The 11,846-nt window shown below is 72.8% G+C and carries 9 protein-coding genes; 4 read left to right on the plus strand and 5 right to left on the minus strand.

Annotation, left to right across the window (positions count from 1 at the left end):
- Positions 1-17: 17 nt before the first annotated feature.
- Positions 18-2,207: a carbohydrate binding domain-containing protein gene (locus N8K70_RS13120; protein WP_317138791.1), complete on the minus strand. Its 2,190-nt coding sequence runs from the start codon at positions 2,205-2,207 to the stop codon at positions 18-20.
- A 122-nt stretch (positions 2,208-2,329) separates the two neighbouring features.
- On the opposite strand from N8K70_RS13120, the gene N8K70_RS13125 reads away from it, so the two are divergent.
- The 4 genes from N8K70_RS13125 to N8K70_RS13140 all read left to right on the plus strand — a co-directional run bounded on the left by N8K70_RS13125 (position 2,330) and on the right by N8K70_RS13140 (position 6,806).
- On the plus strand, positions 2,330-3,289 hold the full coding sequence (locus N8K70_RS13125) for a glycosyltransferase (RefSeq protein WP_317138792.1): 960 nt from the start codon (positions 2,330-2,332) through the stop codon (positions 3,287-3,289).
- Positions 3,289-4,506 (plus strand): polysaccharide biosynthesis protein, encoded by a 1,218-nt coding sequence (locus N8K70_RS13130; RefSeq protein ID WP_317138793.1) that lies wholly within the window; start codon positions 3,289-3,291, stop codon positions 4,504-4,506. The genes N8K70_RS13125 and N8K70_RS13130 overlap by 1 nt, the downstream gene beginning before the upstream one ends.
- 1 nt (position 4,507) lies before the next feature.
- The gene (locus N8K70_RS13135; protein WP_317138794.1) at positions 4,508-5,545 is read left to right on the plus strand and encodes a glycosyltransferase family 2 protein; all 1,038 of its coding nucleotides are present in this window, start codon (positions 4,508-4,510) and stop codon (positions 5,543-5,545) included.
- Between the two features lie 268 nt (positions 5,546-5,813).
- Positions 5,814-6,806, plus strand: a complete 993-nt coding sequence (locus N8K70_RS13140) for an endonuclease domain-containing protein (protein WP_317138795.1) — start codon at positions 5,814-5,816, stop codon at positions 6,804-6,806.
- A 175-nt stretch (positions 6,807-6,981) separates the two neighbouring features.
- On the opposite strand, the gene N8K70_RS13145 is transcribed toward N8K70_RS13140, so the two are convergent.
- From N8K70_RS13145 to N8K70_RS13160, 4 genes are all read right to left on the minus strand, one after another.
- The gene (locus N8K70_RS13145) at positions 6,982-8,013 is read right to left on the minus strand and encodes a hypothetical protein (protein WP_317138796.1); all 1,032 of its coding nucleotides are present in this window, start codon (positions 8,011-8,013) and stop codon (positions 6,982-6,984) included.
- Positions 8,010-9,443 (minus strand): O-antigen ligase family protein, encoded by a 1,434-nt coding sequence (locus N8K70_RS13150; RefSeq protein ID WP_317138797.1) that lies wholly within the window; start codon positions 9,441-9,443, stop codon positions 8,010-8,012. Before N8K70_RS13150 ends, N8K70_RS13145 begins: the two co-directional genes overlap by 4 nt.
- Positions 9,444-9,703: 260 nt before the next feature.
- Entirely contained in the window at positions 9,704-10,660 is a 957-nt protein-coding gene (locus tag N8K70_RS13155; protein ID WP_317138798.1) for a glycosyltransferase, read from the minus strand.
- A 23-nt stretch (positions 10,661-10,683) separates the two neighbouring features.
- On the minus strand, positions 10,684-11,748 hold the full coding sequence (locus N8K70_RS13160) for an acyltransferase family protein (protein WP_317138799.1): 1,065 nt from the start codon (positions 11,746-11,748) through the stop codon (positions 10,684-10,686).
- Positions 11,749-11,846 lie beyond the last annotated feature (98 nt).

Consider the following 11,846-nt stretch of genomic DNA (forward strand, 5'->3'; position numbering starts at 1 on the left):
GCCCTCCGGGTCCGCGCTCAGTCCTCGGTGCGCGCGGACGTCTCGGACGGGGACGGCGTGCCCGTCGGCGTCTCCGTCGGCTCCGGCTCGTCCGCGGGCGAGAAGTCGCCCTCGAGGAAGACGGCCTCGCCCGTGAGCGGCACCTCCACGACGCCGTCGGATGGCTCGATCGTCGTGACGGCTCCCGACAGGTCGGTCGCCGTGATCGGGCCCGATGCCTCGTAGGTGGCCGTCGCCTCGCCGTTCAGCGTCCACGCGACCCTCACGCCGTCCGCCGGCTCGCCGAACAGATACGAGTGGTTGCCGTCGCCGATGTCGTCCGTGGCCGCGGCCTCGCGCCCGGCGAGCTTGTCGATGAGCAGCGCCTGCGCGAACGCCGCGGGCTTGGGAGCGGCCGCGGCGACGCTCTGCCCCTCCTGATAGAACATGCCGAAGTTGCCCTCGTGGTTGTTGCCGTCGGGGCTGTCGTCGACGAGGTCGTACCAGTAGTACTTCTCGACGCCGTTGGCGAGGCTCACGGTCTCGGCCGCGACGAGGCTCTGCGCCTGGGCGTCGAGCGTGCGCGCCTGGCCGAGCTCGTTGCCCGTCGTCCAGCCGAGCTCCGTGATCCAGATGGGGATCGTCGAGCCCGCGATCGAGTTCATGTTGTTGTTCGCGTCGGAGATGGCCGCGGAGAGGTTCTCCGGCTGCTGGTAGTACGTGGGGTTGTAGGGGTGGAAGCTCATCGCGTCGGAGTTCGCGATGGCGCCGGTCTGCCACAGCTGCGCGAACCAGTCGCCGTCGTAGTTCGCGGTCGATCCGACGACGACGGGGATCGTGTCGTCGACGGCGGCCACGTGCGACTCGACCGACTGGATGAGCGGCAGGTAGCAGGACGGCGCCGTGCCGCATCCGCCCGTGTTGAAGCGCTCGTGGTTGAACTCGTTGAAGACCTCGAGCCCCACCACGTCGAAGCGCTCGGCGATGGCCGCCGCATAGGCGCCGTACGCGTCGAGCCCGGCCTGCGACGACGGCGGGTTGCCGTTGTCGTACAGCGGGTTGCCGTAGTTCACGATGCCGAGGAGGCCCACGCCGTGCGCGTGCATCTTGTCGAACTCGGTGGTGTAGTGCTCGCCGAACGCGTACACGCCGGGCGAGAGCTCGTTCTGCTCCCACAGGACGTCGTTGCGCGCCGAGCCGAAGCCGACGGACTGCAGGATGTCGGCGGCGTCGGCGTACCAGGTCTGGTCGACGTGCGTGATGGCGCCGATGCGCTCGTCGGGCGTGATGCGGGCGCCCTCGTAGTCGATGACGGCGACGGGCGTCGAGACGCTGCCGCCCGTCGCATCCGTGACGGCGACGGTGTAGTAGCCCTGGGTCACGCCCTCGAGGGGCACGGCCGAGACGCCGTCGCGCAGGGGCGCCGTGCCCTCCGCGGCGACCGAGCCGTCGGCGCGCGTGACCTGCCAGCTCGCGTCGCCCGCCGCCATCCTCACGCCGAGCACGGGGCTCTTCTCCCGCAGGACGAGCGCGTTGTTGACGATGCCCCAGTCGGAGGTGACCTCCTCGAACGACGGGTTCGGGAGGACGTTCTCGCCGCCCGCGGGGGCGAGCGAGACGTCGTCGACGCCGAGGCCGGACACCGGTCCCTCAAGCTGGACGGCGACGGTCGCCTCGGTCTGCCCGTCGGGGACGGTGTACTCCCCCGTCACCTCCTGCCACTGCGCGTCGAGCTCCGGAAGCTCGATCCGCGTCTCGCCGATGAGGATCGCGGCCGCCGCGGCCTCCGGGAGGGAGGCGAGCTGGCGCACCTGCGCCGAGAAGGCGTACGTCGTCCCGGCCTCGACGGGAACAGTCGCGCTGAGCGCCGCGACGGGGGCGTCGACGACCGGAGCGTCGATGTACGCGGCGGTCTCGCCGCTCGCGACGGCGCCCGTCTGGGCGGAGACGTCGGCGACCTGCGCCGCCGACGCGCCCTGCCATCCGTTCAGCTCGCCCTCGACGGGGACGGACACGGGGAGGTCGACGGGCTCCGGCGTCGGCGTGGGCGTCGGCGTGGGAGTGGGCGTCGCGGTCTCGCTCGGCGTGGGGGTGGGCGTCGTCTCCGTCGCCTCCGGCTGCTGGTTCAGGGCCACGGCGAGGGCGGCGCCGCCGCCGAGGATCGCCACGGCGCCCACGACGCTGGCGACGATGACGACGGTCTTCTTGTCCGGTTTACGGGCGAACATCGGCTGGTCCTTCCCCCGAGGGCGGTCGATGCCCCATCCTGTCATCCCCCGCCGACAACGCCGTGCACCTTCCCGGCCCGGCCTCCGATCGGGCGTCGGCGGCCCCTCCTAGGATTGACCGCATGCCGCACGAGACTCCGACCGTCGACGTGGTCGTGCCCGTCTACGGCGGCTGGGACCATGTCGAGCCCTGCCTGCGGGCGCTCGTCGCGCAGACCGTGGAGGCGAACGTCATCGTCGTCGACGACGCGTCGCCCGACGACACGCCCGATCGCATCGCGCGCGCCTTCCCCGAGCTGACGCTGCTGCGCAACGCGCGCAACCGCGGGTTCGCGCACACGTGCAACCGGGGCCTGGCGCACGGCGATGCGCCGTATGCGCTGCTCGTGAACAGCGACGTGATCGCCGAGCCGACGCTCGTCGCGCAGGTCGTCGACGCGTTCGAGGCCGGCGGTCCGCAGACCGGCAGCGTCGCGCCCCTGCTGCTGCGGCCGGATGGCCGGGTCGACTCGCTCGGGATCACCGCCGACGCGACCGCGGCGGGGTTCGTGCGGTTCCACGGCGCGGGCGTCGAGCGGGCGGACCCGGCGACGCCGGACCTCCTCGGCCCGTACGGCGCCGCCGCCGCGTACCGCAGGCGCGCGCTGGGCGAGGTGGGCCTGCTCGACGAGGGCATCTTCATGTACGGCGAGGAGCTCGACCTCGCCTTCCGCCTGCGGGCCGGCGGATGGGACGCCGTCGGGCTCGGCGTGCCGGGCGGTGTGCACATCGGCGGGGCGTCGGCCGGCGAGGGGTCGCCGCGCCAGCGGCACCTGGCGGGCTTCGGCCGCGGGTACCTCCTGCGGGCGTGGGGCGTCCTGCGTACGCGGCGCGCGCTCCGCGCGCTCGCCGTCGAGGCGATCGTGTGCCTGCGGCGGATCGTCCTGCACCGCGACGTGAAGTCGCTCACAGGACGCATCGCCGGCTGGCGCGCGGCCGCCCGCGAGGTGCGTCCCTCCTTCCCGCTGGATGCGACGGACGCCTCGATCGGCGTGCTCCGCTCGCTGAGGATGCGATCGGGATCGTACTGGGAGCGGCTCTGATGCCGCTCGCCCGGCGGCTGCTGAGCTTCTCGACGATCCCCGCGGCGTCGGCGCTCATCCCCTTCCTCATCCTGCCGATCCTGTCCCGTGCGGCCGGCGCCGAGGCATGGGTCGCGATCGCCGTCGGGCAGTCGGTCGGCGGATTCTTCGCGCTGGCGGTGAGCCTCGGTCTCAACGTCGTCGGCCCGACCCTCGTGAGCGTGGAGCCCGAGGCCGGCCGGCCGGAGCTCTTCGCGACCGGGACCCGCGCCCGCCTGGCCGTCGCGGTGCCGGGGGCCGCGCTCGCCGCCGCCGTCGCCGCGCTGCTCTCGCCGGGCGCCGAGGCCGCCGCCGCGGCCGTCATGGCGGTCGCCATCGCCTCCGGCGGGCTCTCGTCGAGCTGGTACCTCATCGGGCTCGGCCGCCCGCTGCCGCTCATCCTCTTCGAGCTCGTGCCTCGCGCCGCCGCGACGGCGCTCGGGGCCGCGGCGATCCTGCTCGGCGGCGACGTGATCTGGTATCCGTCCCTCCTGCTCCTCGCCGTCGTCGGGGGCGTCTTCGCATATGCCGCAACCGTCATGAAGCCGCTCGAGCTTCTCCGCAGCGGATGGCGCCGCTCCGCGGCCTTCGCCCGCAGGCACCTCTCGGCCGCCGCGACGGAGACCGTCAGCGGCGCCTACACGGCGCTCGCCGTCTCCCTCGTCTCCGCCGGGACGTCCGCCGCCCAGGCCGCGTCCTATGTCTCCGGCGACAAGCTCTTCCGGATGGGCCAGACCGTCGTGGGCGCCCAGGGCAACGCGCTGCAGGGCTGGGTCGTCGAGGAGGAACGGGCGCACGTCCTCCGCCGCGCCCGCACGGCCCTCCTGCTTCACGGCGGGCTCGGGCTGCTGGGCTTCGCCGCGTTCGCGCTGCTCGGCCCCTGGCTCACCTCGGCGCTCTTCGGGGAGGAGGTCGCGATGGAGCGGCCCACGGCCGTCCTCTTCGGCGTCGCCGTCCTCTGCATCTCGCTCACGACATCGATCGGCCGGCACTTCCTCGTCGCGCTCGGGAGGACGCGCGCGGTCTTCGTCAGCGTCGTCGCGGGCGCCGTCGTCGGCGTGCCGACGACGCTCGCCCTCGCGGCGTCGTCGGGCTCGGTCGGCGGCGCGACCGGGCTGGCCGCGGCGGAGGTCGTCGTCCTGCTCGTCCAGCTCGCGTACGCCGTCCCGGCGCTGCGCACGGCACGGAAGGCGGCCTGACGTGCGCGTGCTCGTGGTGGTGCTGAACTGGAACGGCGTCGACGACACGGAGGAATGCCTCGACGCGCTCGCCCGGCAGACGTACGCCGACGCCGACGTGCTCGTGATCGACAACGGCTCGGAGCCCGACGACGTGCGTCGGCTGCGCGCCCGGGCGGCGGACGGATCGTTCCGCCTGCGGCTGCAGCCGGAGAACCTCGGCTTCGCCGGCGGCGTCAACGCGGGCATCCGCCTCGCGCAGCACGACGGCTACGACGCCGTCGCGCTGCTCAACAACGACGCCCTCCCCGAGCCGGAGTGGCTCGCGTCGCTCGTGTCGGCGATCGAGGCCTCGGGCGCCTCGATCGCGACCGGGCTGCTCCTGCGGCGATCGGATGACCCGGAGGTCGCCGGCACGATCGACACGGCGGGCGACGGGCTCAGCGTCTGGGGCATGCCGTTCCCGCGGGGACGAGGGGATGCCCGAGCGGACGCCCCGGCTCGCGGCGCCGTCTTCTCGGCGAGCGGCGGGGCGTCGCTCTATCGCACGGCGCTGTTCGGCGAGATCGGCCTCTTCGACGAGACGTTCTTCGCGTACTTCGAGGATGTCGACGTCGGCTTCCGCGCGCGGCTCGCGGGCCACGAGATCGTGTACGACCCCGCGGCGGTCGCCCATCATCGCATCGGCGCGACGAGCGGGCGCATCCCCGGGTTCACCGTGCGTCAGACGTTCAAGAACCTGCCGGTGCTGCTCGTGAAGGACGTCCCGGCGGGTCTGCGCCGGAAGGTCTGTCCCCGGTTCGCCCTGCTGCTGACGATGATGCTCGCGAAGGCCGTCGTCGGCGGCACGGGAGCGCACGCGCTCGGGGGACTCGCCGCCGCCGTCCGGCTGACGCTCACGCATGCTCTGCCGGAGCGCCGCCGCATCCAGTCGTCGCGCGTCGCGACCGCCGCGGACGTCGACCGGATGCTGCAGCACGACCTGCCGCCCGAGCAGCACGGCATGCGGAGGCTGCTGGCGCCCTTCCGTCCGCTCGGTCACGCCGTCCGGCGACGCTGAGCGACGGCGCACGGCATCCGCGCGTCAGCGCCGCCCGCCGCCAGTGACAGTCCGTCTCTCGAGATTCATGAGTGCGGAAGTACCGCTCTCGCCGTTCAGAACCGCACTTCGGCACCAAAGACCGCCGCTCGCCATCCGTCATTGGTGCGGATGTCCGGGTATGACCCGGGAATGACCGCACTTGCGCACCACCTGAGCGCGGCGGACGCCGCGAGTCCCTGTGGATAACCTCCGACGCGCTTCACGGATGAGCGCCAGGGTAGGTCCCATGCGCACCCCACGCCCCGTCCCCGACAAGCTCGGCACCGTCTTCAGCATCGCGGAAGCGCGTGCCCACGGACTCTCCCGCAGCCGGATGCTGGCCGCCGATCTCGAGCGGCCGTTCCACGGCGTCAGAAAGCGGCGCGGCGTCGACGTCAACCCCGATCCCGCCGGTGTCGCGGGCCGCGAGCCCTTGCGAGAAGAGGTCGAACGCGTCGACGCGCTGCGGCGACTTCACGCCTACGCCACGGTGATGCCCGATCACGCATTCGCCGTCGGCCCGACAGCGGCGCTCCTCTGGGCCGCGCCGCTCCCGCTCGGGCACCACGACGTGCTGCACATCGGCGTCCTCCACCCGCGGACGCCGATCCGGCGCCCTGGCATCCGGGGCGTGCAGGTTCAGCCTCACCTCGCCTCGGTCGTCAGGGGCGAGACGTTCGCCGCCACAGACCCTGCCAGCACCTGGGCGTCGCTCGGCCCCCTCCTCGGCATGCCGGATCTCGTCGCGGTGGCCGACTTCTTCCTCCGGGTGCCACGCATCCCCGGCACCGCCCGGCTCGAACGCGCGCCGCTCGCCACACGTCAGGAGCTCGAGGACGCCCTCTCCGCAGGACGCAGACACGGCGCGGCCATGCTGCGGCAGGCGCTCGCCCTCGCCCGCACCGGCTCCGCGTCACGTCCCGAGAGCATCGTGCGGCTTCTCCTGATCGATGACGGTCTTCCCGAACCGGCCCTCGACAGCGACATCTTCGACCCGACGGGAGCCTTCGTCGCGTGCGGAGATCTCGTCTATCCGGAGTTCCGCGTGATCGTCGAGTACGAAGGCGACGGCCACCGCGAACGCAGGCAGTTCGAGCGCGACATCGAGCGCATCCAACGCCTCAGCGAGTGGGGATGGGCCGTCATCCGGCTGACGTCGCGGCACGTCTTCGCCACGCCCGACGAGTGCGTGAGACGCGTGCGCACCGCCCTGCGCCGTGCAGGGGCGCCGTTCGCGTGACCGCAGGGGCTCGTCGCAGCGTTCATCGCTGCGAAGGTGCTGCCATCCGGGCTCGGTACCGCACTTCGGCGCCGACGTACGCACCCCGCGCAAGCTCGCCGGTGCCACAGCGCGTGCACCGACCCTGGCAGCCCCCTCGACGCACCACGCCGTCGAGCGGCCCGCGCCGAGCCCGCTACAGCGTCGCGGCGCCGTCGCGGCCCCACTCGCCGCGGATGAAGGCCGCGGCGACCTCGCGGTCGAACGTCTCGCGCTCGCGGCGGATCGCGGCGCGGTACGGCGCCTGCGCGGCGAGGGCGGCGGCAGGGTCGGCGAGCACGAGGTCGACAGCGCGCTTCGCGTTCGCGACGACGTCGGGCAGCACGGCGACCTTGTGCTCCCACGGCAGCGGCACGTCGACGTCGTTGGCTCCCGCGCCGCGCCGCGCGACGAGCACGACCGAGCCCATGAGCGCCGCCTCGCGGGGCATCCGGTCCTTGCCCGGATGCGTGCCGAGGTCGAGGTAGACGAGGGACGTCCGCAGTGCCTCGGCGACCTCCTCGCCCGTCATCCCGCGCAGGGGCAGCAGCTCGACGCCCGGCCACCGTCGGGAGAACTCGGCCATGATGCGCGACGACTTCGCCGGGTTGTACGTGATGCGCGGCAGGCGCCCCTCCGTCGACACCGAGGACGGCGCCTCGAGCGGCGTGTAGTCGGAGAGGATGGTGCCGACGCGGCCGAGATGCGCGAGCACGTGGTTCCACGCGTAGTGCGACTGCACGAGGTGCCCGGCGCGCTGCAAGACCTCGTCCTCCCCCGTGACGACGCCGCGGAGCAGCCGCTTGGCGTGACGCGCCCACAGCAGGGGAGGTCGCGACATCCGCGTCCGTTCGATCGGCAGGGTCGTGCGCTCCGCGCGCTCGATGACGAAGCGGGGCGCGTAGTCGATCGACAGCCACCAGACGAACGGCGAGGCGTGGGTCAGCCGGCGAAGCAGCAGTGCCTGCGTCTCCGGTACCACGACGGCGTTGCCCGGCGCGTCGACGACGGCCGGCGCCTCGGGGGCGTCGTAGGGGGCGTACCGCGCGGCGCGCGGGGCGCCCTCCGTGCCCGGGACCGGCACGAGACGCGCGTCCTGCCCCTGACGTCGCAGCGAGTCGACGAGCTGATGCAGCGCTTCCGGCCCGCCCGTGGCGAGACCGCGCGGGTAGTAGACGTAGGTGGTCATGCGGCCTGACTGACGACGGCGGGCGGGGAATCGACCCTCTCATCCTGCCGCCTGCCGAGTCGTTCCGAGAACGCCACCGCCACGATGGCCCCGAAGAACGGCACGAGATGGTTGTCGCCGAGGAACGTCGTCGTGTCGAGCATCCCGTGCGTCAGCACCCACGAGACGCCCACGAAGACGACGAGGAGCTCGAGCGATCCGCGCGAGAGGAGCCTGTCGTCGCGGTGGCGCCAGATGCGGCGGAGCACCGCGACGATGGGGCCGAGCGAGAGCGCGACGGTGAGGAGCAGCGCGACGAGACCCGCGTCCGCCCACGCCTGCGAGAAGAGGTTGTGCGGCGGGAACAGCTGGAGCCCGCGTCCGGGGAACGTCATCCGCCATTCCTCGGCGATCGTGAGACGCCAGTTGCCGAAGCCGAGCCCCGTGAACCAGTGCTCCGGCACCTGCGCGAGGACGACGTCCCACAGCCGGCGGCGTTCGTCGAGGGTCCGGATGGTCTCGTCCAGCAGACGCGGGCGCACGGCCGCGATGAGGGCGATCCCGCCGACGGCGGCCGCGGCTCCGGCGACGCCCACGACGAGCGCGACGAGCGGCCTGCGCACCGCGACGAGGGCGAACACCGCCAGGAGCGGCAACGCCACCATCGCCACGATCGGGGTCTTCGACCCCGTGCCGAGCGTCGCGTCGAGGGAGACCGCCACGACGGCGAGGAAGAGCCAGAAGGTCCGCCGTCCCGGGCGCTGGAGCGCGGCCCAGGCATAGAGGCACGCGACGACGGCGAGGAAGAGCGACGCCGTGTTGGCGTTCAGGAACAGCCCCCCGGCCTTGAACACGTCGTTGACGTTCTCGGTGCTGCCGTCTGCAATGAGCTCGACGCCCGGCTCGGTGAGGATCCGCGCGATCGGCGAGGTGAGATACGCGTACTCGAGATCGGGGAAGAACCGGAAGAGGGACACGAGCAGCGCCTGCAGCAGCACGAACGGCGAAGCGATCCTGAGCGCGCTGACCAGCCCCTGCGGGGACTCTCGGATGGTCTCGCGCGCGATGAGGAAGACGGCGACGAGCGCCTCCGTGAGCAGCACCCCGTACGCGGCCGAGCCGAGCTTGTCGGCCCACAGCACCGAGACGGTCTGCCACACGGCGAGCACGATGAGCAGCCAGAGCCAGAGGTTGGCGCCGTCCCGACCGAACCTCCACGCCGCGCCGGGCAGCAGTGCGGCGATCGCGAGGAGGCCGAGGGAGGTGAACCCGAAGGGCCCGAAGAACTGCAGGACGCCGAGCACGAAGGCGACGCCGAGCAGCGTTCGCGCCGGCAGCCTGAAGGAGAGGAAGACGACGAAGGCCGCCCCGACGAGGGCGGCCGCGAGGATGAGCACGATCTCGAGAGGCGTACGCGAGTCGAGGAACGACGGCTCCGCCACGAGGATCACGAGTCACTCCCAGGGTCGTCGGGCTTCGTCTCGGAGGACCTCGGTCGTCGGGTCGTCTCGGGTCCTCCGGGATCTAGGCTAACCCGGGTGCCGGGCGCGCCGCGGAACCGACTGCCCGGGGATCCGGCCGGCCGGCGCTCGTCATCCGGCGCCGGGGAGTCCGGACCGGCGACGCGCGCCGGGCGTGGCGGGCCCGCGAGCGACTCGGCCGGGCGCCATCGCGGTCCACGCCGCCGGCACGCGGCCGACGACGCGAGTCCTCAGGCGAGCGACGCGATCGTCTCGTCGATCGACCGTGCCGTCGCGTCCCAGTCGTACCCGGCGGCCGGCGGCTCGACGCGCCGCGGCCGCGACAGGGCCGACCGGATGGCCTCCGCCCACGCATCCGCGTCCCGCGCGTCGGCGACCGCCGTGCCGCGGCCGTCCGCCGTCTCGGCCACGGCCGCGCAGCCGCGCCAATACAGCACGGGCGTCCCGGTCATGATGCTCTCGAGCGCCGGCAGCCCGAAGCCCTCGAGCATCGAGGGCATGAGCGTCGCGCTCGCTCCGCGGTACTGGCGTGCGAGCGCGTCGTCGTCGAGCCCGGCGAGCAGCTCGACGCGGTCGCCGAGACCGCGCGCCGCGGCCATCCCCCGCGCCTCGTCGCGCTCGCGGGCGGGCAGGAGCATCCGCAGGCGCGCATCCGGCACGAGGGCGAGCGCGTCGAGCACGACGGGGACGTTCTTGTGCGCGCGCAGGTTGCCGACGTACAGGAGGTACGGATCCGCCGACGACGCCGGCTCCGCATCCGCGCGGAAGGCGTCCGAGCATCCGATTCCGGCGTTCACGACGCGCACGGCGTCGTCTCCGAGCCACTCCTCGACGATCGCCTTCGACGTCTGCGACACCGTGAGGACCACGCCCGTGCGTCGCACGACCGGCCGCACGGCGAGCGCGTAGTACGCGAGGTATTTCGCGCGCCCCGGCCACGGCGCCTGCAGCTGGATGAGATCGTGCAGCGTCAGCAGCTGCCGTCGCGCGCGGACGAACGCGTTGTACCCGGGGCTGTAGACGAGGCCCCTCGTCGGCAGGGCGCGCAGCGCGTCGAGGGGCGCGAGATGGTCGCCGTCGAGGCCGAGGGACGTCCACGGCGTGCGCAGCCGCGGCAGCACCTCGCGCGAGTAGCGCTGGATGCCGGCCACGCCGTCCCATCGTGTGTCGACCGCGACCTGATCCATGCCGTCTATTCTCTCGTGAATGCTCAGGCACGCTCGCGCAGCAACGCCCGGCGGAGGGGACGAGGCAGCTCGAAGACCACCCGTGCCGGCGTGCGCATCACGAGCTCGTGCAGGGCGATGCTGACGACGGCGATCGCGATCGTGACGAGCAGGGGCGCGAGGCTCCGGACGACCGTGCGGTCGATGACGAGGCTCCAGTGCGGGATGTACGACAGCGCCTCGAGCAGGATGCCGTGCAGCACGTAGACGGGAAGGGTGCGTCGTCCGACCCAGGCGAGGGCCGCGCCCACGGGACGCGCCTGGCACACGACGGCGGTCACGCAGAGCAGGAGGACGGCGGATGCGGCGTCCCGCGGAACCGACAGGACGGCCTCGACGTGGGGGTCGCCGCCTCCGCCGAGGATGACGAGGCCGGTTGTGAGGGAGATCGCGAGGGCCCCGACGATGAGCGGCAAGTGCCGGGCGCCGACGCGGTCGCGCAGCCAGGACGAGCCGTAGACGCCGATCGCGAAGAACAGCGCGTAGCGCAGCACGTTGCGGTACTGATCGTTGTCGTCGAGCACGGGGACGTAGTGGCTGCAGACCGAGACGACGGCGAGCACGACGAGCACGAGCGCCGGGTCGACGCGGCGCAGGGTCGTCAGCAGGGCCGTCCAGACGGCGAGCGCGAAGACGTACCAGAGCAGCGTGCGCGGGACGACGAGCTGGTTGAGGTACGCATCCCAGCGGACGCCGTCGCCCGTTCCGATGGGGCCCGTCCAGACGTACGACCCGACGAGGCCGGCGAAGAGCGCGAACGCCAGGAGCCACACCGCATAGAGCCAGTACGACGACGCGACAGAGGCGCGCACGGACCGGTCCGTCCATCCGGCCCGGATGCGGCGGGCGAGGAGGAGCCCGCTGAGCATCGCGAGGCCGGGGATGCGGAACGGCGTCATCGCGTCGATGAACCAGGTCCAGAAGCCGGTCGAGGATCCGGGCGCGAGATGGCCCAGATACGCCGACAGCGTCGTGTGCATGAGCACGACCGCCAGCACGCAGACCCCACGGGCCGCGTCGATCCACACGATGCGATCGGTCGTGGCCATGCGTCCGATCCTATGCGCACCCCTCTCGGGCGCATGCTCGGGCACCTCGCTCGTCGCCCTCATGCGGATGCGGGAACCACTCGATCGGGCACATTCAT

Origin of the sequence: Microbacterium sp. AB (assembly GCF_032878875.1) — a bacterium.
Classification (GTDB): Bacteria; Actinomycetota; Actinomycetes; order Actinomycetales; family Microbacteriaceae; genus Microbacterium; species Microbacterium betulae.